The following is a 22,445-nucleotide window of genomic DNA, read 5'->3' on the forward strand; positions in this document are numbered from 1 at the left end:
TGGATCGCTGATCTCGGCGTTCTTCTGCAGTGGCCAGAAGAGCCGACCTTCGATCATACACGCAGGTATCGGCGCACCGTGACCCAGGAGGCGATGATCGCCAGGACCACGGCGATCGCCAGAAGGCCCGGCATGATGATCCAGGCTTCGGCGGAGTCGATGAAGTGGATGCTCGGCACCTGCTGGGCCATCCACTGTCCCAGCACGAACTCCGCGACCACCCAGGTGGCCGCACAGGCGAGCAGACCGCCGATCAGTGCAGCGATCACGCCTTCGAAGACGAAGGGCATCCGGATCATCGATTTGGAGGCGCCGACCAGACGCATGATCCCGGTCTCGCGGCGACGGCTGAACGCGGAGAGCCTGATGGTGGTCGCCACCAGCAGCAGCGCGCAGACGATCATCACCCCGGCGATGATCAGCGCGACCATGGTCAGCCCGTTGAGGATGCCGAAGATCTGATCGAGGACCTCCTGCTGATCCGCCACGGACTCCACCCCGGGGGCAGACCCGAAGAGCTCGGTGACCACCGGGAACTCCTCCGGCTCGTGGAGCAGCACTCGGTAGGACTCCGGCATGTCGGAGGCGGTCAGCGCCGCGGTGCGCGAGTTCTCCCCACGGGTGTCCAGGAAGTCGTCCAGGGCTTCCTGCTGCGTCTCGTGGCGGTAGCTGGCCACGTACTGGCTGGCCGCACCATCGGAGAGGGTGTGTTCCAGGGAATCGCGCTGATCGGTGCTCACCGCACCGGTGGGACACGCTGACTGCGGGGAGCTCTCGGTGCACAGGAACACCGAGAGCTCAAGGCGATCATAGAAGTCGTCGGTCATCTGGTTGACCTGGGTCTGCATCAGCGCGGCGGAGCCCACGAAGGTCAGCGAGATGAAGGTGACCAGGATGACGGAGGCGACCATGGCGACATTGCGGCGCAGCGAGCTGAAGGTCTCGCTGAGCATATAGAGGAGGCGGTTCATCGGTCCCTCCTCAGGCGGCGCATGATCGATCGGCGCGAGCGGGACAGGCCGAGATGTTCTGCTGTCCTGCTCGCATCGGGGTAGGTGGACTGAGCTGCCGAGGACTCAGGCTGCGGCACCGGGCTGGGCTCCTCGGGCTCGGGCGGCAGCTCCGGTTCACGTTCCAGCTCTGGCTCTGACTGGGGCCCGACCTCTGGCTCCGGCTCGGGTTCCGGGTCGGGTTCCGGGTCGGGCGTGAAGGCGGGCCGGGACGGTGACTGCTGTTCCGGCGGCTGGGCGGAGGGCGGCTGCGGGGCGTCGTCGTCGGCGCGCGCCAGCCAGGACAACCGGGGCCGCGCGGGCGGCGGAGTCGCCGGAGCCAGCGGTGCGAGCGGCTCGCCGTCGAACATCGGGGCCGACGGCGGTCGGGGCTGGTCAGGTTCGCGGGGCGGCTCGACGGAAGGCCCGGTCGCGGCAGGAATCTCGCCCGTGATCGGTTCCTCCAGGGTCGGCTCGACCGACTGAAGTGCGTGTGCGTCCTGATGATCAGCCCGAAGTTCGGTCTGATCCTCGCGTGCACCGTAACCCGCTGGTTCGTCCGCTGGTTCCGTCACGAAATCGTCCTCGAGATCGTCCTCGAGATCGTCCTCGGTCTCGGTGTAGCCGTCCTGTTCGAGGTCGGGCATCTCGGTGCCGTTGAAGTCCCCGTGGGGCTCCTGGACGTCATGGCCGTGAGCGTCGTGGCGGAGATGCTCGGGCCAGGTGACCCTGAAGCCTGCCTCTTCTTCGTGCGCGGAACCCTCGCCGTCGAAGTCGTGCTCGTGCTCGTGCTCGTGCTCGAAGGGATCGTGGGCGACGGGCTCATCGTTGATCGGCGCGTCGTGGAGGCCCTGTTCGCTGTCATCGCCCGCGGGAGCCGCGGGGGCGTCGTCGTCGAGGTCCAGTTCGGTGAGCTCATCGGTGTATGCCACCGGGGCGGTCTCCTGGAGCACCGGATCTTCGTCGTAGGCGAGCACGGAGGGGTCCTCGCCTGGAGCCATCACCTGGTCCTGGGGGTGATCACCGACGTGATCGATGGCGTCATCACGCGATTCCACGAAATGGTGGTCTTGCGCGTCGGGCTCCCAAGTGTGGTGTTCCTGGGTGTCGTGTTCCTGGGTGCCGTGTTCCTGGGTGCCGCCGTCACCGAAGTCACTGTCCGCCAAGTGGTCTTCCGCGGTGCCGGTGTCGCTGCCGACCACGGCGGGAACCATCCCGGTCTTGAGCGGGGCCGGATCGTGGGCGCGCAGCCCTGATTCGCCCTCCTCCTGGGCGAGCACATCCCAGGCCTCGGAGCCTTCGGGCGGGTCGTAGGAGCCGTGGGACTCGTCGCGGACCACCCGGCCGTGGTGCAGCTGCACCACCCGGCTGTTGGCCTGGTCGACGATGGCGCGGTCGTGGGTGGCCATGATGACGGTGGTGCCGGAAGCGTTGATCCAGCGCAGGACCTTCATGACCTCGGCGGAGGCGCGCGGGTCGAGGTTGCCGGTGGGCTCGTCGGCGAGCAGGATCGCGGGGTCGTTGACGATGGCGCGGGCGATGGCGGCGCGCTGCTGCTCACCTCCGGAGATCTCATGCGGGTAGCGCTTCGCGAGGTGAGCGAGGTCGACCTTCTCCAGGACCTTGGTGACGCGTTTGCGGATCGCGCTGCGTTTGGCGCCCAACACCCGCATGGCGAAGGCGACGTTGTCGAACACGGTCTTGTCCGGCAGCAGGCGGAAGTCCTGGAAGACCATGCCGATGCTGCGTCGGAAATCAGGGACCCGGCGGTCGAGCATCAGCCCGAGGTTCTGCCCGGCCACGGTGACCTTGCCGCGCTGGGGCAGGCCCTCGCGCAGGATCATCCGCAGCAGGGTGGACTTGCCGGAGCCGGAGGCGCCGATCAGGAAGGCGAAGTCTTCGCGGTAGAACTCCACGGTGACGTCATCGAGCGCCGGTCGCCCGTCTGCCTCGTAACGACGGGTGACCTGTTCGAATCGGATCATGAATCAGTCGTCCTCGGCCGCAGTCTCGTTGCGCCAGCGGATGCCGGTGTCGATGAAGCCGTCGATGTCTCCGTCGAGGACGGCCTGGGTGTTGCCGACCTCGTGCTCGGTGCGCAGGTCCTTGACCATTTGGTACGGGTGCAGCACGTAGGAGCGGATCTGGTCGCCCCAGGAGGCCTTGATGTCTCCGGCGAGCGCCTTCTTCTCGGCGGACTCCTCGGCCTTCTTCAGCACCAGCAGCCGGGACTGCAGCACGCGCATCGCGGCGGCGCGGTTCTGGATCTGGGACTTCTCGTTCTGCATCGAGACCACGGTGCCGGTGGGAAGGTGGGTGATGCGCACGGCCGAGTCGGTGGTGTTCACCGACTGTCCGCCGGGCCCGGAGGAGCGGAAGACGTCGATCTTGAGGTCGTTCTCGTCGATGTCGATGCTCTCGGTGCCTTCGAGCAGCGGGATGATCTCGACCGCGGCGAAGGAGGTCTGTCGGCGGCCCTGGTTGTCGAAGGGGCTGATCCGGACCAGCCGGTGGGTGCCGGCCTCGACCGAAAGGGTGCCGAACGCGTAGGGCGCGTTGATCTCGATGGTCGCGGACTTCAGTCCGGCCTCCTCGGCGTAGGAGGTGTCGAGCACCTTGACGTTCCAGCCGCGGCGCTCGGCCCAGCGGGTGTACATGCGCAGAAGCATCTCGGCGAAGTCCGCGGCGTCCACGCCGCCGGCTCCGGAGCGGATGGTCATCACGGCGTCGTACTCGTCGTACTCCCCGGACAGCAGGGTCGTGATCTCCAGGGACTCCAGCGCCTTGTGGATGGAGGCGACCTCACGGACGGCGTCGTCGAGGACCTCGTCGTCGCCCTCCTCCTTGGCCATCTCGACCATCATCTCGACGTCGTCGATCCGGGTCTCGAGCCGCTCAAGGCGCTCCAGCTCGGTCTGTCGGTGACTCAGCTGAGAGGTGACCCTCTGCGCGTTGGCCTGGTCGTCCCAGAGGTCCGGCGCGACGGCCATATCACTGAGCTCGACGACCTGCGCCTTGAGCTTTTCAACGTCGGTGACCTCCGTGATACGGCGCAGCGTATTGCGCAGGTCACGAAGTGCGGTGGGGAAATCTGTCTCAGCCATAACAGCACTACAGTACCGTCGTCTGGGGATTCACCGGTTGAGACTCACCCGGGGGCATGCTCGCGCTGATCTTCACCCCATCGAGGAAGGGACTGACGCGAAGGTGCCGGGCAGAGGGACCCGGCGTCGGGCCAGGTCTCAGCGGGCATCTCGGCGGCGCTTGAGCCAGCCGTCGAGGATGGACCATCCCCAGAGCGCGACGACCCCGAAGCCGAGCAGGATCCCCAGGATGCGCAGCGTCTCGGCTTCGAACACCCCGGAGTCGAGGAACTCCGGGCTCACCAGGGCCCCGCGCACCAGCAGGTTCAGGATCAGACTCACGAACACCACCGCGAGCACGGTGTTGGCGACCGCGAGACCCGCATCCCACCGGCCACGCCGCTGAAGGACCACCGCGAAGACCGCGTGCAGCCCGATCAGCACCAGCAGCCACGGCCAGAGGGCGGTGTTGAGGATCGGCATGGTCTCGCCGTCGACCCGCATGGAGCCGCCGAATCGGTCCCACAGCACAGCACCGGCGGCCAGCCCGAGGAAGACGAGGGTGGCGATGAGCTCGGATTTCGCGCTGTCCGCCCCCGGCACGGGGAGTTCGTCGGGGTCCCAGCCGGCGTCGATCTCGACACCGGATCGCTCGATGATGAAGAAGACCAGGGTGACCCAGAAGCAGAGATGCACGATCAGTGAGAGTCCCACGGTGATCGAGGCGCTGAGGATCTCGCCGATATCGGCGCCGTCGAGGGTCTGTCCGAGCGCGACGCCGCCGGCCGCACAGATCGGTACGATCGCGAGCAGCTTCCTGAGCAGGCGCCACCAGGTCAGGTAGTAGGGCGGTCCGATCAGGTGCAGCGGCTGGTGCGAGTAGCCGGCGGCCAGGACGGCTGGGTCACCCAGGTCGATCAGCGTGGCGCGTTCGGCCGCAGCCGGTTCCTCTCCCATGCTGACCCGGCTGGCGATCGCCTCGGCGATGGACTGCTCCAGGTCGGTCCGGGATTCCTCGCGCACCTTCGGAGCCAGGTGTCTGGTGGCGGCGGTGACATACCGCTCGGTCAATGTGGTGTCCATGTCAGGGGCCCCTGCCCGGAGTTGATTCGTCGGAGAGGACTATCGTCGCGCCTGCTGACCCCGGCGGGAAGAGTGTGCCGCTCATCGGTTGAGGCTCACTCGAGCGTGGGACTCCACGCTGATCGGGACCTGAGCCGGCAGGATCACCGAGACCATCGGCAGGTCGACGACGGCGGCCAGTTCCACGTGCGCCGTCTCCCCCGCATCGGTGACCCAGGTCCGCGACACGACCAGGTCATCGAACCGGCCGTGGGCGCCGGAGACGGTGAGGTAGTTCTGCGCCTGGGCGCGCACCTGGTCGCTGCTGACCCGCGGGGTCGGCCCGGAGGCGCCCTGTTCTGCGGCCTGGGCGGCGGCCGAGGCGGCACCATCGGCGGCGGAGAGCAGCTTGCGCGCCTCCAGATTGACCGCCGTCGCGCCTGCCATCACGGCGACGAGCAGCAGCACCACCAGCAGCATCCCCAGGATCAGGACGCTGGACTGTCCCGCGTCCTCAGTCTGCAGCCGCCGCAGCGCCGCCTTGGTCGCGCCTCTCTGCGGGAGCCGAGTCGGGAGCAGGGTCCGTGTCGCGTGCATCTCAACCCGCCTGGACCTGCGCTGAGGTGGAGGAGACGGTGACCAAGGTGGAGCGCCAGCCACCGAGGTCCGGGATCAGCGGCACCGGTACCCGGACTTCCACGGTGAAGGCGACCACATCGCCGTCATCCTCGCAGCCACCCTTGGGGCAGGACATGGTGATCTCCGCCTGCTCGGTGCTGATCCCGAAGTCGGCGAGCGCCGCCGACGCCGCAGCCTGGCTTCGTGCTGCCCGTTCCCCCGCGCCGAGGTCCTCCCCTCCGAGGACGTACATCCGGGCAGCCTGATCGGAAGCGCCAAGGCTCGCGTAGGCCGCGGCCTGGACGGTCGCGACGCCGAGGATGAGATAGATGACCGGAATCAGCACCAGCACGGCGAGCATGATGAATTCGACCAGTGTGGAACCTGACTCATCCTGGCCCTGCCGCAGCCGCTGGGTCAGCCGCTCAGTCAGCCGCTCAGTCAAAGTCATACGCGCTGCCCGTCACCTCGAGGCTGCCGACCCCCGGAAACAGCCCCAATACCGGGACCTGAGCCTGGACCGTGATCTGAAGGGTCTGGCCCTCCGGTTGGGCCAGGTACTCATAGCCCACGTCCTGGGCGTATCGGGAGGAGATCGAGGACTCGATCAGAGTCCGGGTGCGCTGGACCCCGTCCCCGGCGGTGCGGTCCTCCAGCACGCCGAAGCGAGCCCCCGTGGACGCCGCGTCGATCAGGGTGTTGCGCACGTGCACCATGAGGGTCAGCTGGAGGATCGCGAAGCTCAGCAGGACCAGGAGCGCGGAGACCATGGTGAATTCAGCGGTGGCGGCACCCCTGTCCTTCCCCGGCGACCGGATGCGCGCGAATCGATGGGCCCGGTGCGGGTCAGCGCGAGACCTGATTGATGGCATCGTTGAACAGTCCCTGCAGGGCTGGCTGAGCGATCGCGAGCAGCCCGGCCACCAGCACGGCGCTCATCAAGGTGATCATCACCCAGCCCGGCACATCACCGCGCTCCTCCTCTTTCAAACAGACCGCGGCGCAGGCCGCCTGGTGGACGAGTCTTTCCGTGTGCGGCATGTTCTTCCCCTTCTCCGGTGGTGTGGTTGTGTTGTGAGCAGTGGTTCAGATGCCGATCTCCAGCAACGAGAGACCCGGGTAGATCGCGAAGAGCACCGTCAGCGGCAGCACGCCGAACACCAGCGGCACCAGCATCCCGATCTCCTTCTTCCCCGCCGTTTCGATCAGTTCGCGACGAGCGAGTTCGCGGACGTCCTGGGCCTGGGCGTGCATGACCTCGGCCAGGGGCGTGCCGCGCTCCATCGCCACGATGATGCCCTCGAGGAACCGGGAGATCGGCGCCGACCCCACCCGGGTGGACATCTGTTTCAACGCTGTCGAGAAGCTGGTGCCGGCTTGGGTCTGGTGCAGCACCCGGGTCAGCTCGAGGGCCAGATCTCCGCGCGCCAGCCTTCCCACGCGGGAGAACGCACCGGGAGCCCCCTCACCGGCGCTGACCGCCAACGCGATCATCTCTGCGATGGTGGGAAACTCTGTGAGCATGCGCGCCTGTCGGCGCCGAATCTGGCTGGTGAGCAGGTTGTCACGCAGGGCCACGCCCAATCCTGCAAGCCCGAGCACGATGACCGCGGCGGAGAACCCGTTGAGGCTGCCTGCCCAGACGCCGAGCAGACTGAGCCCGGTTCCCAGCAGGGCGCCGAGGACTCCGAGGCCGAGCTGCTGAAGGCGGTAGTCATTAGGACCGAGTCGTGAGTTCGCCTGTCCCAACCGGTGACCAAGCTGTTGGGTGTCGAGACTGAACCGATCGAATTGGCGTGCCGCCTGGTGCAGCACCGGGGTGAGGATCTTCGCCAGTACTCCCAGGGGCATGGTGTGCTCGGCACCAGAATCGGAGAGGGCGAACCGCGAGTCCGTGGAACGCAGGTAGGGAGCCACCCGTGCTGAGAAGCTGGGCTGATTGTTCACCGGCAGCGCTCGCAGGATGATGACCAGGCCAAGTCCCAGGACCAGCCCACAGATCATCGCCCATCCGATGACCGCCTCATTCACGCCAGCACCCGTACTTCCCGCGGCAAAGCGCCGATGCGCAGCATGAGTCGATAGCACACCAGGGACACGAGGAGTCCGGCACCAAGCACAAGCATGCCGGTGGCGCCTCGGTATGCCTCGGCGGCATCCCGCTGCAACGAGAGCAGCAGAACCACGATCCAAGGAGCGGCTACCGCGAGCTTGGCGGCGTTGACCGTCCAGGATTGCCGCGCTTCAAGTTCGCTTCGCGTCCTGGCGTTCTCGCGCAGGAACTCCGCCAAGGTGCTCAACAGCCGGCCCAGGTCAGAACCACCCACCTCGCGAGTGATCAGGAGCGCCGCCACGATCCGGTCCCCCACCGGATCGGCGAGACGCAGCTTCAGCCTCTCCAGCGCGACACCGAGGGTCTGTCCCGCGCGGTAGTCCTTGGCGAACTCCACAAACGGTTCACGCAGCGGCTCTGGACCTGAGGTGCCGAGTTGAATCAGCCCCTCAGGCAGCGACATCCCCGACCTGACCGCCGAGCGCAGATGATCCACCGCATCAGGCCAGATGTGTCGCAGCAGTGCGCGACGCTTCCCGGCCTGCCAGCGCAGCGCCAGGACCGGGACCATCCCGGCGAAGAACGCGAAACACAGCGCCACCGGGACCGCAGCGGTGAGCACCAGGACGACCAGAAACGCTGCGACGGCGCAGACCAGGACTGCGGTGAGGACCCCCGTGACCGGGATTCTGGGGTGCCCGGCCTCATCGAGAAGTTTGCGCAGCCTCCGCCGACGCGGTCGGTTGGGACGACCCGCGGTGGAGGGACGCGGCCAGAAGGACGCGTAGATCAGCAGCAGTCCGAATCCGAGCCCCAATCCCAGCAGCAGACTCATCCCAGCATCCCCGTCCTGGCCAGTCGGATCTGGTGCTGCGGTGAGAGCTTCGGCAGATCGAAGACTGCAGACTCCGTGACCTCCAGCTCACCCTCCGGCGCGTCGAAGAGCATGGTCGTCTCGATGGTGTCGGCCTCGACCCGGCTCCCCACGGCCAGGATCTGCCCTACGTGGCGGCTGCCGTCCCGCTCGCGCACGCAATGGACGACCAGGTCGAAGCAGGAGGCGACGGTGGGCAGGATGAAGCTGCGCGAGATGTTCTCACCGGCCAGCAGCGGAAGGGTGCAGATCTTGGTGACAGCGTCTTGGGCGCTGTTGGCATGCACGGTCGCCATCCCAGGAAGCCCTGCGTTCAGAGCGATGAGCATGTCTAAGCTCTCGGCTTCCCGGACCTCCCCGACGATGAGCCGGTCAGGGCGCATTCGCAGCGCCTCTTTCACCAGCCGCCGGAGCGGGATCTCTCCCTCCCCCTCGAGGTTGGACTGGCGACACTGCAGTCCGACCACATCGCGAAGCGGCAGCTGCAGCTCGAAGATCTCCTCCACCGTGACGACCCGCTCTCGCGGACCGATCGCAGCCGAGAGGCAATTCAACAGCGTCGTCTTTCCGGACTGGGTCGAGCCTGACACCAGGATGTTCATTCCGCTGTCCACACACCCGGCCAGGAACTCCGCGGCCGCTGCGGTCAGGGAGCCGTTGCGGACCAGGTCGTCGAGCGTATGGGCTCGCGCAATGAACTTGCGGATATTGACGGCCCAGTGGCGTCGGGTGATGTCCGGAATCACGACGTGGAGACGGGACCCATCGGGCAGCGTCGCGTCGACAAACGGTGAGGACAGGTCAAGTCGACGTCCTGAACTCTTGAGCATCCGTTCCACGAGGTCCCGGATGCGGGATTCACTCAACGTGATCGAGGTGAGTTCGGAACGGCCCGCGCGAGCCACGAACACGGCGCTGGGTCCGTTGACCCAGACCTCCTCCACCGAGGCGTCATCAAGAAGCGGCTGAAGCTCCCCGAAGCCGGCGACGGCATCGACGACATGCTTGACCGCCTGCTCCACGGGGCCGATCAGCGGCAACGCGGTCACCATCGACCGCCGGTCGTACTCGACGACGGCGGCCTCGACCAGCTCTCGAACGCCGCGCGGATTCTCTGCAGGGTCGAGCCCGCGGTGTCGGATCTGTTCCCGCACCTCATCTTCAACGATCGTCAAAGCATCCACAGGCTCGGCCTCGTCCCTGATTCCAGTGTGGTGAGATCACGATAGCCAGCTACGCAGTGACTGACCAGCGATTGTTCAAACCCTGTGGAAAATAGGCGATGATCACAGGTTCTCCACAGCTCGCCATCTGCCCGCGGCCGCCGAATCGTGGGGGCATAACCTCAGGGAAAGCGGACGCCGCGAAGCGCTCTCGCGGACGTCTCGGCACCCGAGGATCAGGAGGGACACGCGTGACCACGGCAGCACCGATGACCCTGGCCTTCACAGTCGTCCACGCGCCAGGGTCCGTTCCTGAGTCCTTGTGGACCCTGATGCGTCTCGCAGCGGGCGGTGCGCACGTCCACGAGCTGAGGATCGTCCTCGACGGCACCGCCATCCCCTCGGGGGCGCAGATCGATGAAGCGCTGTCCGCATGGGTCCAGAGCTTCCGGAGCGACTGTTCTTCCCGCACTGGGGTCCTGGCCGGCCCAGTCGGACCCGCCTGGGTCGCAGTCCTGGACCATACGCCGTTGAAGGACCACGCCGCGGACTCCTCTTCGATCCATCACGGAATGGTCGTGGTGCTGCATCCCCGAGCCCATGCGGCGCAGCGAACCAGGTCGGACCCGTCACCGCTGCGACTGTGCATCAGCGCCGGGCCGGACTCCGGATGGATGGTGAAGGTCCCGCGAGGTGTCCACCGGCTGGGGCGGGGCACTGCGCATCGCGGCACCGCAGACATCCGGATCAATGACCCTCGTCTGGAGCCCGTGCATGCTTCGATCCATGTCAGTGCGACACAGGTGAAGCTGACTCGCTCAGGGACAGCTTCACAGCTGCTCGCCATCGATGTCCCGGTCTCCGTCGGCGGGTCGCGCGTGGAGCTGGTCCAGAACGCGCCGGCGGCTGCCCCCGCAGCGATCTGGCCCCTGCCACGCGCAAGCGTCGCGGAACAGCCACCGTCCGGACGCCACCGCACGACGCTGCTCATGTCCTTGGCCCCGCTGATCGTCGGGATCGTGCTGGTGCTCGTCACCGGAATGTGGATCTTCCTGATGTTCAGCGCCGCCTCTGCACTCCTTGCTGTGGTCACACTCGTCGTCGCGCACCGGCAGCGCCAGCGCTTCCGCCGTGCCGTTCGCGCGGCCGCCACCGCATGGGCCCGGCAGCGCAGAGACCTGCTGACCCCACCAGGACGCTCCATCAGAGCCCTGCGAGCGCGGGCTCACCCGCGGAGCTCGCTCACCCCCACGGACGCCGAGGGCGTCGTCGTGACAGTGGGTGAGGCGAGAATCGATGCTGATCTGGACTGCCCGGGTGATACTGGACCGCCGGTTGACCTGCCGGAACTCTCGGTCTGCACAGCGGCGGCGCTGACACTTCGCGCGTCTGAACACACCGCACTCTCGGGCCCACCTCGAGACCAGCTCAGCGTCCTACGTTGGATTCTCGCGCAGCTGACCCACCATTGCCGAACAACTCCCGAAGTCATGCTCGCAGCAGGTCCCGAGGAGAGCGGCGGATCCCGGTCAGGTGAGCTTCTCGACATCACGGAGCTGCGCGACTATCCCCACGTGAGCGTCGTGCAGCGGCGCAGTCTCCCCGCCGCGCTGCAGCTCAGACAGGCCAGGCCCCCTATCTCATCGGCACCGGTGCTGATCACCCCTGTTTCGCTGGACCCCGCACACATTCGGGCAGCGCTGCACGCCGGGTGGCACGTCATCTCCCCGGCCGGGTCCCCTGCCCTCCAAACACTGCCGGGGAAGCCACCGGAGGAGCAGGGGCTTCCCCCGGCAGCCGATGGCTGGCAGGTGAACCTCGAATCGGGCGCGATCCACCGGATCGAGTCAGGAGCCGCGCTGCGGGTCGCAACAGAGCTGGTTCCTGACGGACTGTCGCGACGGACGCTCCACGAACACCTCAGGCTGGGGCTCGCGCGGATCTCAAGGACGGCGACGACTCCCGAGGTCCCCGCGCAGTTCACCGCGGCCCTGCCCGACCCCCTGATGACGCGCAGCGCCCACCTGCGGCTGGAGACGCTGCTCGGCCGTGGGGCCGCCGACGCGGAGCTTCTGGACCTGGTGGAGGACGGTCCCCATATCCTGCTGGCAGGAACGACTGGAGCGGGTAAATCCGAGCTTCTGAAGTCGATGCTGCTCGGCTGGGCGGCCAGATACAGTCCCCGCGAGCTGAACTTCCTGCTCTTCGACTTCAAGGGCGGGTCGAGCTTCCAACACCTGGCGCGACTGGAGCACACGGTGGGTCTGGTCACGGACCTCACACAGGCACAGGCCGATCGCGCGCTGGAAGGCGTCCGATCTGAGCTCACCCGGCGGGAACGGCTCTTCCTGGAGTCCGGGGCCACCGACTACGCAGATTTCCGACGAGCACAGCCCGACCGGCCGCTGGCTCGGATCCTGGTGGTCTTCGATGAGTTCCGGATCTTCACGCAGGAGCTTCCGGCAGCGATGGGTGAACTGATGCGCCTTGCCACCCTGGGTCGATCGCTGGGACTCCATCTGATCCTCGCGACCCAGCGCCCACAGGGAGTGGTCACAGCAGAGATCCGGGCCAACATCGGAACCACGATCTGTCTGCGTCTGCGCAGCGATGACGAGGCACGCGAACTGGTGGGAACCACAGCGCCCGCACATATCCCTCGGCACCTGCCGGGCCGAGCAATCATCCAACGCCCAGGAGAACCAGCGGTGGCGTTTCATGCGGTGCAGCTGCTGGACCGTTCGGCGAAGCTCCGGGCACGTCCGGAAAGGTCCCCGATGCCGCCGGCGGCCGGGTGGCGAGAGACCACTCCGCACCTGGTCGAGACGCTGGGGGCGCATATGCGCCGGCAGCGGATTAGCAGACCCCACACTCCGCTTTGCCCTCCGCTGCCCGAGATCCTGCGAGCGCCACCCCAGGCCCACGAGGTCCTCCTCGGCCTCATCGACGATCCCGCCCGGCAGGCGCAGCGTCCGCTTCGCCTCAACCTGAACGAGGGTCTGGGCACCGCCCTGCTGGGCGAGACCGGGTCTGGCGGCACCGCAGCCTTGGTGTCACTGGTCCACCAGCTCCTGGAGCTCCCCGCAGAGGTCCACGTGTACCTCCTGGACGGCGACCACTCCTTGGAACAGTTCCGGAGTCACCCACGAGTCGGGTCCTGGGTCACCACGGAACACCCTCAGGAGGCTCAACACCTGGTCAGCGAGCTTCACCGCCTGGTGGTCCGACGGCGCACCGCCCCGCCTCAGGAGCGCATCCCGGTGGTCCTCATCGTCTCTGGGCACCCGCAGTGGCATGGGTTGAGTCACCTGCTCGGCCTTGGAGGCTTGGAGCATGACCTGGGCGTCCTCATCGGTGAGGGAGCCGGCTTCGGTGTCAGCGCGGTGGTCGCAGGAGGCCGCGAGCTCGCCCTGGGGAAGCTGGGTTCGCGGCTCCCGTCCAGGATCTACCTCCCCTACGGCGTCTCCGAGGACGTGCGGCTGCTGTGGCCGAAGCTGCGCGTCACAGATCGCCTGCTCGGGCGCGGAGTCCTCGTCACGGCCGATGTTCCGCCCCCAGGCCTGACCGTCCAGCTTGTGACCGGCGTCCGCGTGCAGCAACCTCGGAGCCAGGTGATCGGCGGTGAAGAATCGACGAACGGTCCCATGCTCCGGGTGCACCCGCTGCCAGAAGCGATAGACCTCCCTGTGTTGAAACCCCGCTCGGAGGCGCTGCTGTTGGGCCTGCGCCAGTTCACGCACGCACCCGCCCTGCTCGAGGACGACTCCTGGCAGGTCGGGCTCATCCTCGGAACCGCGCAGACCGGGAAGACCAACGCCCTGCGCGTGGTCGCCGCCCAGCGGGGGTGTTGGACTCTCGGCGATCTTTCCAAGACCTGCGAGCACGGGGTCACCGAGGCTGCGGCCCACCGGCTGCTCCTGGTCGACGACGCCGACCGGTGCACCCCCGCGCAGCACCAGAGTATTGAGGCGTGGCTGGACTCTGGGGGAAAGGTGCTGGCGACGGCACGGCCAAACCTGAACGTCGTCGGTCAGTTTCCCTGGTCCTACCGGGCACGTGGAGGCTCAGCGAACTTCGTGCTCAGTCCGCTGAGCCGCTCGCAGGGGGACGCCCTCGGAAGCTCCATTCCCATCCTGCCGAGACTCATTCCGGGACGTGCAGTGTGGACGGCATCCGAGGGGCCCCGGGTCATCCAATGGTGGAGGCACCCGCGGACACCCTGTGCCGACCGCTGAGACACACGCTGGTTGCCGAGAGACAGGGCGGCTCCCAAGACTTGGCGGCTTGGCCACTGGGAGGATCGATGGCAAGGGCCCCTCCGGCGCGTCAGCCTCACCCGGTCGGACCCGCCCCGACTCGTAGGCGACCACCACCAGCTGCGCCCGGTCCCGACATCACACTTGTCCAAGGACGGTTGACGTCGGCCTCACCGCCGCTGTGCTGAGGAACAGCGCACCTGCGATCTCATCGCCGAAGCGTCCGAGCTCCAGGGCGCAGCCCGGTGTGGACGAGTTCCTGGTCATCGACGAGCAGTACCCGCAGCGTCACTGGGGACCCCGGGTGGGGAGCCGGGCCCGGACGCGGTAACCGGGCTCTCCGTCGTCGGCTGGTCCGTAGTCCAACCGACCCCCGGCCACAGCGATCCGCTCGGCCATCCCCTGCAGCTCCGATCCGTGCCGGTCAGGCCGGACCGGGGTGGGCTCCCGCGGGCTGCCATGGTCACGGATGATCACGTTGACCACATCGGCCTGCAGGTCCAGACCGACATCCACGCTCTCCGCCGTCGAGTGGCGCAGCACATTGGTCAGTGATTCCTGCACGATCCGGTAGATGACCAGCTCCACAGAGGGACGGACCGTGGAGAGGTCCCCGTGGACGGTCAACGAGACGTCCAGTCCCGAGGTCCTGACGGCGTCGATGAGCTCAGCGAGCTGATGTTCTGCGAGTGCGGACTCTTGCGCGGCCCCGGTGCCGTCTTCGCGCAGCACCGCGATGGTGCTGCGCAGATCCACGGTGGCTTCCTGACTGGCGGTACGGACCCTCGCCACGGCCTGTTTCGCGGTCTCCGGGTCGCTGTCGATGGTCTCCGCCGCCACGCTTGCCTGGATGCCCACCACGGCCACCGTGTGGGCCAGGACATCGTGGAGTTCACGAGCGGCACGCAGTCGCTCCTCGGTGAGCTGGCGCTGATGCTGCTGATCCGCCAGCAGCAGTCGCAGGGAGGCCTCCTCACGGATCGTGCGCCGGCTGCGCAGCGCCTCCCCCAACAGCAGCAACACCCCCAGCAGCGAGATGTCGAAGAGCGTGCTCAGCGCCACCTGACCCAGCGGCTCCGCCTCGGGACCGCTGAGCCGGTAGGGCACGCTGATGAGACCGGTCAGCGCGAGGACCGCGAGCGCCCACCAGAGGTGCCCCTTCCACGCGGCGATCAAGACCGGCACGCCGATGGCCAGGGCTGGCGAGAAGTCGGGAATGCCGACGCTGACGGCGGCGTAGAAGCTGACGCTGGCGCCGATCAGGGCGGCCCGCGGGGCTCGTCGCGCAATAGCGGTCCAGGCCCCGGTGAACAGGAGGATCGCGACCACCGCCGCATCGACCTGCCGAGCCGGCTGATCTGCTGACTCCGAGGCGGCGATGATCATGACCACGGTGACCAGTGCTGCAGCCGCGAGGTCCAGAGGAATGCCGCGCCAGAAGGTGAAAGGCACCTTCCCAGTTTAGCCACCTGGCTCATCAATGGTCTGGCGATGGACCTGGAACGTATCGATGAGGTCGTGGAGGTCGACACCACGGAGGTCTGGGAGGTCCCGGAGGTCTGGGAGGTCTCGAACTCAGGCAACCTCCCGCGCAACCTCCACGGCCACGACGTCGAGTTCCATGTGGTCGACATCGCCAGCCGCGCACCAGGCCCAGAACTCGCCGGTTGGAAGGACACGGTCGACGCAGCGCCGAACACCACCACTCGGAGCGCGCTGCGCTTCACCAACCCCACCGACCACACCAACCCGGATCTGGCCCAGATGCTCCACTCTCACCTGCTGTGTCACGAGGATCTGGGCATGATCGGCCAGTTCGTCGTCGTCGAACCGGGGCAGCAGTCCGGAAATCGGTCGAAGAGTCGTCCCGGGAGTCCCTCAAGGAGTCAGCACGAACATTGAGCCCCATCCGCTCAGCGTCTGGCCTGGATCCAAGGTAGACGCAGATCAGCGCGGGCAACTATTCTCCAAGGATGCAGCAAGGCCCTGCTGCACGCAGCATCCCAGGAGGCTGGAGGCCAGTCGCACCGCCTCTCTGGGAGTCAGCCCATAGCCGCTTGTGGAAGGAGATCCGATGTCCCACACCCGCATGAGCACACGCAACGCTTTTCTCTCGATGGCCGCCATCTCGACACTGGCGCTGAGCGCCTGCGCCAGTGATGAACTCGGCGCAGAGGATCCCGCCGAGGACGCAGACACTGCGCAGACCGAGACCGCTGAGACCGCCGACACCGGGACCGAGGACACGACGGAGGGCTCCACAGCCGAGGAGGACGCGGCGGGGACCGATGCGGATGAGGATGCTGCAGCTGATCCGGAGGATGCGGATACGCAACAGACGGACGAGACCTCGGACGGCGATGGTCCGCAGGAGCCCTATGACGCCGTAGACGCCGTCATGGCCGAATACCCGGATGCGATCGTGCTGGACTTCGACACCGAAGGCTTCTACTACGAGTTCACGATCTACGACGGCGAGGTCGAGTGGGAGCTCGAAGTGGACCGTGACAGCCTCGAGATCATCGATGCGGAGGAGGACGACGTGGACTCCGATGACCAGCGCAAGTCGGAGTCGGTGGAGATCGACTTCGCTGAGGCGCTGCGCACCGCCGCTCAGGAGGGCGACGGCGTTGCCGCCGAGGCCGATCTCGACGACGACAACGGCGCGGTGGTCTGGGAGATCGACCTGGACAACGGCACCGAGGTCTATGTGGATGTGGCCACCGGCGAGGTCGTCAACGTGGACAGCTGACATAGAATGGGCTGACTTGAGAATCAGCCGACTAGGGCAGGGAAGAGGTGAGGTCGTGACGGCCAGCCACAGCGACACCACCAGTGACAACGTGAACCAGACCGCGCAGGAGCCCGTCGGCGACGCCTCCCGGGACGCCGTCGAGGCAGGCACGGTCGATGATCAACGCGGCCGTCACGACCTCACCGGCTTCTCTCCCAAGGCTCGGGCTTGGCGGTCCTTCTTCGAGACCTCCGCGATCATCAGCGATCGCATGGAGAAGCGGCTGCACTCCAGCACCGGGCTGCGGCTCACCGATTACAACCTGATGCTGCTCCTGGCCGAGGCCGAGGACAACCAGCTGCGCATGGGAGAACTCGCCGAGGGCATGGTCTTCTCCCCCTCCCGACTCTCCTACCAGGTCAAGTCGCTGCAGAAGCGCGGTCTGATCGATCGCTTCGCCGACGCCGAGGACCGGCGCGGCATGACCGCCCAGCTCACCGAAGAGGGGCATCGCGTCTTCGAGCAGGCCTCCCGGCTGCACGCCACGCATATCAAGCAGCTCTTCCACCCCGCGCTGGATGACGCCGAGGCCGACACGCTGCGGCAGATCTGCGAGCAGATCAAGGACACCGTCGCTGCGGCAGACCGGGCCTGAGCCCAGAGTCTGAGCGACGACCTCCGCTCAGCGGACCAGTTTCAGCTGCACCGAGTCCGCCCGATGGCGCAGCATCTCAAACTCCGACAGGGCCGCCTGCACGCTGGCCAGCGCCAGCCGGGCATCCACCTCATCGGCTCCGGGCGCCAGCACGACGCCGATGCTCAGCTCCGGTCCGCTGCCGCCGCCCACCACCGCATCTCCTGCCTCGGTGCGGGTCGCCACGCCGTCGCCGGGCTGCAGCTGCAGCTGGGCGACTCCGGGGCACAGATCCAGGATCCCCGCCAGCGACTCGGCCAGCTCGGGGTCCTGATACGAGGGCACCCATCGGGTGGCCTGCGCCAGCGCCTCCACCGCGGGGCGGCGCAGCACGAAGGTCAGCTCCGCTCCGGGGTCCAGCACCGCGAGCTCGGCGCCCTCGGCCAGGGCCGCGAGCATGATCCGTTCGGTCTCGGCCGCCACCGGCCGGGCCTTGTCGTGCCAGGCGGTGAGTGCCTGCACGGAGGTGAACACCGGCATCGTCTGGCGTCCATCGCGGCTGGTGACACTGATCAAGGTGATGTCGGCCTGCTTGTCTCCCACCGGCGCGCCGCCAGGGCCCGGTTCGGTCGAGCTGCCCGGGGCGGGCGCGGCCTCCTCGGCCAGCTCGGCGAGCACCGGGACGAAGAGCCGCTGCCCGGCCAGGGCGTTGACGAATCCCGCCTCATCGAGCTCGCCGGCGAGCAGCTGCTCCCGGGCGGACCGGACCGCGGCGGCGGCGAGGCCGTCGTCGCCGTCGAAGGTGTGCAGCGGGTTGCCGTCGCCGGAGAGGTCGCGGTCCGCCCAGGGGATCCCGGCGGAGTCCGCGGGGCGGCCCTCGGCGTCCCGGGGTGCACGCTGCAGCAGGGCAGCGATATGACCGGGCAGGTCCCTGCTGGGGGCGGAGTCCTGGTTCATGCGGAGGCTGCGGCCACCTTCAGCGCCTCGGGGAACTCGAACTTCCCGGCGTAGAGGGCCTTGCCCATGATGGCGCCCTCGACCCCGAGGGAGACCATCTTGGCCAGGGCCGCGACGTCCTCCAGGGAGGAGATGCCGCCGGAGGCGACCACAGGCTTCTTCGTCTTGGCGCAGACCTGGGCGAGCAGCTCGGTGTTGGGGCCGCGCAGGGTGCCGTCCTTGGTGACATCGGTGACCACGTAGCGGGGGCAGCCGGCGTCTTCGAGGCGCTGCAGCACCTCCCAGATGTTGCCGCCCTCGCGGGTCCAGCCGCGGGCGGCGAGGGTCTCTCCGCGCACATCCAGGCCCACGGCGATGGCGTCGCCGTGGCGTTCGATGGCGCGGGCGGTCCACTCCGGGTCTTCCAGTGCGGCGGTGCCGAGGTTGACGCGGGTGGCGCCGAGCTCCAGGGCCCGGTCCAGGGATTCGTCGTCGCGGATGCCGCCGGAGAGTTCGATCTTCACACCGAGCTCCTTGACCACGCGGGCCATGATGTCGCGGTTGTCGCCGCGGCCGAAGGCGGCGTCGAGGTCCACCAGGTGGATCCACTCGGCGCCCTGCTGCTGCCAGTTCAGGGCAGCTTCCAGCGGATCCCCGTAGCCGGTCTCAGATCCGGCCTCTCCCTGGACCAGTCGCACGGCCTGGCCGTCGGCCACGTCGACGGCGGGCAGCAGCTCCAGGGCGGGAACGGTGGCAGTGGGCGCGGAGGGCTCAGTCATGGATCTACTTTCGGCTGGATGTACGGCTGGTCGGAATGTCTGGCTGGGTGGGTCAGGTTCTCGGGCGGCGGACCCTCAGGTCACGCCGAAGGACAGCGGTCAGAGGCTCAGGATCCAGTTGCGCAGCAGCTGCATCCCCGCGTCACCGGACTTCTCCGGGTGGAACTGGGTGGCCGAGAGCGGACCGTTCTCCACCGCGGCGATGAAGTCGGCGCCGTGGTGGCTCCAGGTGACCTTCGGTGGGTTCATGGTCTCGATGGACTGATCGAAGTCCCAGGACTGCACGGCGTAGGAGTGCACGAAGTAGAACCGCTCATCCCTGAGCCCGTCGAAGAGCACGCTGTCCTCGGGCGGACGCACGGTGTTCCAGCCCATATGCGGGACCACGGCATCTTCGGGCAGGGCTGTGACCTCACCGGGCCACTCCCCCAGGCCTTCGGCGGGAATGCCGTGTTCGACTCCGCGGTCGAACATCACCTGATGCCCGACGCAGATGCCGAGCACCGGGCGGGACCCGGCGATCCGGCGGCCGATCCAGCGGGGTCCGTCGATCTCACGCAGCGCAGCCATCACCGCCGCGAAGGCGCCCACACCGGGCACCACCAGCCCGGAGGCGTTGAGCACCGCGTCGGTGTCTTTGGTCAGAATCACGTCCGCGCCGGCGCGCTCAAGCGCACGGACCGCGGAGTGGGTGTTGCCGGAGCCGTAGTCCAGGACGACGACGTCGGGCTTGCCGGTCACAGGGCACCCTTGGTGGAGGGGATCTCGTCGGTGCGCGGGTCGGACTCCACTGCTTCGCGCAGCGCGCGGGCGAAGGCCTTGAACTGGGCCTCGGCGATGTGGTGCGGGTCGCGTCCGCCGAGCAGGGTCATGTGCAGGCAGATCCCGGAGTGGTACGTGATCGCCTCGAAGACATGGCGGGTCATGGAACCGGTGAAGTGCCCACCGATGAGGTGGTACTGCTGACCCTCGGGCTCCCCGGAGTGGACCAGGTAGGGCCTGCCGGAGACATCGACCACGGCCTGGGCGAGCGCCTCATCCAGCGGGATGGTGGCATTGCCGAATCGTCGGATGCCCCGCTTGTCTCCCAGGGCGACGCGCAAGACCTCGCCGAGCACGATGGCGGTGTCCTCGACCGTGTGGTGCACGTCGATGTGGGTGTCGCCGGAGGCTTCGACGTCGAGGTCGATGAGGGAGTGCCGGGACAGTGCGGTGAGCATGTGGTCATAGAACGGCACACCGGTGCTGATGTTCGAGGTGCCGGTCCCGTCGAGGTCCATCCGGACCTTGACGCTGGACTCGCTGGTGACACGTTCCATCTGGGCGATGCGCCCGGAGATCAATTCTGCTCCCATAACTCCTGCTTGGTGGTGGGGTACGCCAACGCTTCAGTCTACGCGGTGGTGCTGGTGATGAATCGCTGCAGCGAGGCCAGGAAGTCGCCGGTCTCCTCCTCGGTGCCGGCGGTCACGCGCAGATGCCCGGGGATGCCGACGTCTCGGATCAGGATCCCGTCCTCGAGCAGGTGCTGCCAGGCGGCCTTCTCGTCGGTGAGGCCGCCGAAGAAGACGAAGTTGGCGTCCGACGGCGCCGGGTGCAGACCCATCTGCTCCAGCGCGGTGACGATCCTGTCGCGCTGTTCCTTGATCCGTTCCACATTGGCCATCAGGGTTCTCGAGTGGTCCAGGGCGGCGACGGCGGTCGCCTGCGTCACCGCGGAGAGGTGGTACGGCAGCCGCACCAGTCGCATGGCGTCGGTGACCTCGGGGGCCGCGGCCAGGTAGCCCAGTCGGCCACCCGCCAGCGCGAAGGCCTTGCTCATGGTGCGCGAGACGATCAGCCGTTCCCGCCCGGGCAGCAGCGCCAGCGCCGAGCCGGTTCCGGACTGGCGGAACTCGCCGTAGGCCTCGTCCACCACGACCATGGTCTGAGATTCCTCGGCGGCGGCATAGGCGGCCTCCACGGTCTCCAGCGAGAGTGCGGTGCCGGTGGGGTTGTTCGGCGAACACAGGATCACCACGTGGGGACGGTGCTCACGGATCTGCGCGGCGACGTCGTCAGGGGTCTGGGTGAAGTCAGCCGCGCGGGTCCCGGCGATGTACTCGCTGTAGGTGCCGCGGGCGTAGAGCGGGTACATCGAGTAGGTCGGCGGGAAGGAGAGCACCGAGCGGCCCGGGCCGGCGAAGGCCTGCAGGATGTGCTGCATGATCTCGTTGGAGCCGTTGGCGGCCCAGATGTGCTCGGCCGTCAGCTCGGCCGGCTCTCCCTCGGAGGCGAGGTCTCGGTTCAGGTATTCGGCGAGCTTCTGTCGCAGGACCGAGAACTCGCGGTCCGGGTAGCGATTGAGCTGGGCGGCCGCGGCGCGGACCTCTTTGCCGATGGCATCGACCACATCGGCCGGAACGTCATAGGTGGTCTCGTTGACATTGAGCATCGCCTTCACGCTCAGCTGCGGGGCTCCGTAGGGTTCTTGACCCTGGAGCTCCTCGCGCAGCGGCAGTCGGGACAGGTTCCTGGCACGGGATGAAGTCACCGGGACATTCTAGCCGGGTGATGCGCACCGACTTCAGCTTCCCGCGGTCTGCTCAGTCTCTTGGGACGAACAGTTCCTGGCCCGGGGTGAGCTCGGAGCCGTTGAGACCGTTGAGCTCAGCGATCTGCCCGATGAGGACCTGGGCGTGCTCCTCGGAGTCCACGGAGGCCGCGACGCTCCACAGCGTGTCCCCCGCGCCGACCGTGACCACCTGTGCGTCCACGCCTGGGACGTCGCCCGAGGAGGCCTGCGCCTGGTTCAGCAGCGAGGTGGCCAGCATGAGCGCACCCAACAGTGCGACCGCCAGGACTGCCAACGCGGGCAGGCCCAACAGGAGGAAGCGACCGCGGCGAGTGAGGTGCACTGCCGGAGCCGGTGCGGAGTCAACAGGTGCAAGTGCAAGCGGTGCTGTACTCATGGGGAAGAACCTCTCATTCGAACGTGTGTACTATTTCTAGCACATAGTTTCGAATCTTGACCAGACTCGCCGCAGAATCAATGGAATCTCTCTACGATTTCGAGTAACCTGAGCGCCAAGTTCGAAGTGATCTTCGAAGCGAATCTCACGGTGAACAGTCCACCAGCAGGGTCTGACATGGATGCTGACACGGGTCCCGGCGGGGTCAGCCCCGCTTCGGTACAGGGTCGAATCTCGGTCCGCTCGGAGCTCGGTCCGCTCGGGTCCGGCACTGCTTCATCGGGACGCAGAACGCTCAGCACAACTACGGAGG

Annotated in this window: 22 protein-coding genes; 4 read left to right on the forward strand and 18 right to left on the reverse strand. The window is 67.4% G+C overall.

From position 1 onward, the window contains the following. Positions 1–53 precede the first annotated feature (53 nt). The 11 genes from ftsX to LTI14_RS00800 all read right to left on the reverse strand — a co-directional run bounded on the left by ftsX (position 54) and on the right by LTI14_RS00800 (position 9,863). Positions 54–971: a permease-like cell division protein FtsX gene (ftsX, locus tag LTI14_RS00750; protein ID WP_241464269.1), complete on the reverse strand. Its 918-nt coding sequence runs from the start codon at positions 969–971 to the stop codon at positions 54–56. Beyond that, positions 968–2,974, reverse strand: coding sequence for a cell division ATP-binding protein FtsE (ftsE, locus tag LTI14_RS00755; protein ID WP_241475267.1), 2,007 nt, complete (start codon positions 2,972–2,974; stop codon positions 968–970). The genes ftsX and ftsE overlap by 4 nt, the downstream gene beginning before the upstream one ends. A 3-nt stretch (positions 2,975–2,977) precedes the next feature. Further along, positions 2,978–4,093 (reverse strand): peptide chain release factor 2, encoded by a 1,116-nt coding sequence (gene prfB / locus LTI14_RS00760; protein ID WP_241464267.1) that lies wholly within the window; start codon positions 4,091–4,093, stop codon positions 2,978–2,980. Between the two features lie 138 nt (positions 4,094–4,231). Beyond that, a complete protein-coding gene (locus tag LTI14_RS00765) occupies positions 4,232–5,155 on the reverse strand; it encodes a hypothetical protein (protein WP_241475269.1) in 924 nt (307 codons plus the stop codon). 81 nt (positions 5,156–5,236) lie between these two features. After that, positions 5,237–5,731 (reverse strand): pilus assembly protein TadG-related protein, encoded by a 495-nt coding sequence (locus LTI14_RS00770; RefSeq protein ID WP_241475271.1) that lies wholly within the window; start codon positions 5,729–5,731, stop codon positions 5,237–5,239. A gap of 1 nt (position 5,732) precedes the next feature. Beyond that, positions 5,733–6,203 carry a hypothetical protein gene (locus LTI14_RS00775; RefSeq protein ID WP_241464264.1) on the reverse strand — a complete coding sequence of 157 codons (471 nt, stop codon included), beginning with the start codon at positions 6,201–6,203 and terminating at the stop codon, positions 5,733–5,735. Beyond that, entirely contained in the window at positions 6,190–6,615 is a 426-nt protein-coding gene (locus LTI14_RS00780) for a TadE/TadG family type IV pilus assembly protein (RefSeq protein WP_342357714.1), read from the reverse strand. Before LTI14_RS00780 ends, LTI14_RS00775 begins: the two co-directional genes overlap by 14 nt. Further along, complete coding sequence (locus tag LTI14_RS00785; RefSeq protein WP_241464262.1) at positions 6,599–6,793, reverse strand: hypothetical protein; 195 nt, start codon at positions 6,791–6,793, stop codon at positions 6,599–6,601. Before LTI14_RS00785 ends, LTI14_RS00780 begins: the two co-directional genes overlap by 17 nt. A 45-nt stretch (positions 6,794–6,838) precedes the next feature. Then, positions 6,839–7,783: a type II secretion system F family protein gene (locus LTI14_RS00790; protein WP_241475274.1), complete on the reverse strand. Its 945-nt coding sequence runs from the start codon at positions 7,781–7,783 to the stop codon at positions 6,839–6,841. Further along, the gene (locus tag LTI14_RS00795; protein WP_241464259.1) at positions 7,780–8,640 is read right to left on the reverse strand and encodes a type II secretion system F family protein; all 861 of its coding nucleotides are present in this window, start codon (positions 8,638–8,640) and stop codon (positions 7,780–7,782) included. Before LTI14_RS00795 ends, LTI14_RS00790 begins: the two co-directional genes overlap by 4 nt. Next, the gene (locus LTI14_RS00800; protein WP_241475276.1) at positions 8,637–9,863 is read right to left on the reverse strand and encodes a CpaF family protein; all 1,227 of its coding nucleotides are present in this window, start codon (positions 9,861–9,863) and stop codon (positions 8,637–8,639) included. Before LTI14_RS00800 ends, LTI14_RS00795 begins: the two co-directional genes overlap by 4 nt. Positions 9,864–10,093: 230 nt before the next feature. Here LTI14_RS00800 and LTI14_RS13180 point away from each other — a divergent pair, with 230 nt between their 5' ends. Next, positions 10,094–14,077 carry an FtsK/SpoIIIE domain-containing protein gene (locus tag LTI14_RS13180; RefSeq protein WP_241475284.1) on the forward strand — a complete coding sequence of 1,328 codons (3,984 nt, stop codon included), beginning with the start codon at positions 10,094–10,096 and terminating at the stop codon, positions 14,075–14,077. 309 nt (positions 14,078–14,386) lie between these two features. Here the strand turns inward: LTI14_RS13180 and LTI14_RS00810 are convergent, their stop codons facing one another. After that, complete coding sequence (locus LTI14_RS00810) at positions 14,387–15,550, reverse strand: sensor histidine kinase (RefSeq protein ID WP_241464256.1); 1,164 nt, start codon at positions 15,548–15,550, stop codon at positions 14,387–14,389. A 39-nt stretch (positions 15,551–15,589) separates the two neighbouring features. Between LTI14_RS00810 and LTI14_RS00815 the strand changes: the two genes are divergently transcribed. The 3 genes from LTI14_RS00815 (at position 15,590) to LTI14_RS00825 (ending at position 17,487) form a co-directional block, all read left to right on the forward strand. Further along, complete coding sequence (locus LTI14_RS00815) at positions 15,590–16,000, forward strand: multicopper oxidase domain-containing protein (RefSeq protein ID WP_241475292.1); 411 nt, start codon at positions 15,590–15,592, stop codon at positions 15,998–16,000. Positions 16,001–16,172: 172 nt separating this feature from the next. Beyond that, the gene (locus tag LTI14_RS00820; protein WP_241475294.1) at positions 16,173–16,850 is read left to right on the forward strand and encodes a PepSY domain-containing protein; all 678 of its coding nucleotides are present in this window, start codon (positions 16,173–16,175) and stop codon (positions 16,848–16,850) included. A gap of 55 nt (positions 16,851–16,905) precedes the next feature. Then, on the forward strand, positions 16,906–17,487 hold the full coding sequence (locus tag LTI14_RS00825; protein ID WP_241475296.1) for a MarR family winged helix-turn-helix transcriptional regulator: 582 nt from the start codon (positions 16,906–16,908) through the stop codon (positions 17,485–17,487). A 27-nt stretch (positions 17,488–17,514) separates the two neighbouring features. Here the strand turns inward: LTI14_RS00825 and LTI14_RS00830 are convergent, their stop codons facing one another. From LTI14_RS00830 to LTI14_RS00855, 6 genes are all read right to left on the reverse strand, one after another. Further along, the gene (locus LTI14_RS00830) at positions 17,515–18,423 is read right to left on the reverse strand and encodes an SseB family protein (RefSeq protein WP_241475298.1); all 909 of its coding nucleotides are present in this window, start codon (positions 18,421–18,423) and stop codon (positions 17,515–17,517) included. Further along, positions 18,420–19,181 carry a bifunctional 1-(5-phosphoribosyl)-5-((5-phosphoribosylamino)methylideneamino)imidazole-4-carboxamide isomerase/phosphoribosylanthranilate isomerase PriA gene (gene priA / locus LTI14_RS00835; RefSeq protein WP_241469998.1) on the reverse strand — a complete coding sequence of 254 codons (762 nt, stop codon included), beginning with the start codon at positions 19,179–19,181 and terminating at the stop codon, positions 18,420–18,422. Before priA ends, LTI14_RS00830 begins: the two co-directional genes overlap by 4 nt. Positions 19,182–19,280: 99 nt before the next feature. Beyond that, on the reverse strand, positions 19,281–19,922 hold the full coding sequence (gene hisH / locus LTI14_RS00840) for an imidazole glycerol phosphate synthase subunit HisH (protein ID WP_241469999.1): 642 nt from the start codon (positions 19,920–19,922) through the stop codon (positions 19,281–19,283). Next, a complete protein-coding gene (hisB, locus tag LTI14_RS00845) occupies positions 19,919–20,536 on the reverse strand; it encodes an imidazoleglycerol-phosphate dehydratase HisB (RefSeq protein WP_106123307.1) in 618 nt (205 codons plus the stop codon). Before hisB ends, hisH begins: the two co-directional genes overlap by 4 nt. Positions 20,537–20,574: 38 nt before the next feature. Continuing rightward, positions 20,575–21,714 carry a histidinol-phosphate transaminase gene (locus LTI14_RS00850; RefSeq protein ID WP_241464248.1) on the reverse strand — a complete coding sequence of 380 codons (1,140 nt, stop codon included), beginning with the start codon at positions 21,712–21,714 and terminating at the stop codon, positions 20,575–20,577. A gap of 52 nt (positions 21,715–21,766) precedes the next feature. Then, a complete protein-coding gene (locus LTI14_RS00855) occupies positions 21,767–22,132 on the reverse strand; it encodes a LysM peptidoglycan-binding domain-containing protein (protein WP_241464247.1) in 366 nt (121 codons plus the stop codon). Between the last annotated feature and the right edge of the window lie 313 nt (positions 22,133–22,445).

It is taken from the genome of Nesterenkonia sp. YGD6, from assembly GCF_022565895.1.
GTDB lineage: Bacteria > Actinomycetota > Actinomycetes > Actinomycetales > Micrococcaceae > Nesterenkonia.

Excerpts from the sequence above, each read along its gene's own strand:
- LTI14_RS00830 (WP_241475298.1), bottom strand. The coding sequence starts at position 18,423 with ATGAACCAGGACTCCGCCCCCAGCAGGGACCTGCCCGGTCATATCGCT.
- ftsX (WP_241464269.1), bottom strand. The coding sequence starts at position 971 with ATGAACCGCCTCCTCTATATGCTCAGCGAGACCTTCAGCTCGCTGCGC.
- LTI14_RS00795 (WP_241464259.1), bottom strand. The coding sequence starts at position 8,640 with ATGAGTCTGCTGCTGGGATTGGGGCTCGGATTCGGACTGCTGCTGATC.
- LTI14_RS00815 (WP_241475292.1), top strand. The coding sequence starts at position 15,590 with ATGGACCTGGAACGTATCGATGAGGTCGTGGAGGTCGACACCACGGAG.
- LTI14_RS00785 (WP_241464262.1), bottom strand. The coding sequence starts at position 6,793 with ATGCCGCACACGGAAAGACTCGTCCACCAGGCGGCCTGCGCCGCGGTC.
- prfB (WP_241464267.1), bottom strand. The coding sequence starts at position 4,093 with ATGGCTGAGACAGATTTCCCCACCGCACTTCGTGACCTGCGCAATACG.
- LTI14_RS00820 (WP_241475294.1), top strand. The coding sequence starts at position 16,173 with ATGTCCCACACCCGCATGAGCACACGCAACGCTTTTCTCTCGATGGCC.
- ftsE (WP_241475267.1), bottom strand. The coding sequence starts at position 2,974 with ATGATCCGATTCGAACAGGTCACCCGTCGTTACGAGGCAGACGGGCGA.
- hisB (WP_106123307.1), bottom strand. The coding sequence starts at position 20,536 with ATGGGAGCAGAATTGATCTCCGGGCGCATCGCCCAGATGGAACGTGTC.
- LTI14_RS00765 (WP_241475269.1), bottom strand. The coding sequence starts at position 5,155 with ATGGACACCACATTGACCGAGCGGTATGTCACCGCCGCCACCAGACAC.
- LTI14_RS00775 (WP_241464264.1), bottom strand. The coding sequence starts at position 6,203 with ATGACTTTGACTGAGCGGCTGACTGAGCGGCTGACCCAGCGGCTGCGG.
- priA (WP_241469998.1), bottom strand. The coding sequence starts at position 19,181 with ATGACTGAGCCCTCCGCGCCCACTGCCACCGTTCCCGCCCTGGAGCTG.
- LTI14_RS00770 (WP_241475271.1), bottom strand. The coding sequence starts at position 5,731 with ATGCACGCGACACGGACCCTGCTCCCGACTCGGCTCCCGCAGAGAGGC.
- LTI14_RS00855 (WP_241464247.1), bottom strand. The coding sequence starts at position 22,132 with ATGAGTACAGCACCGCTTGCACTTGCACCTGTTGACTCCGCACCGGCT.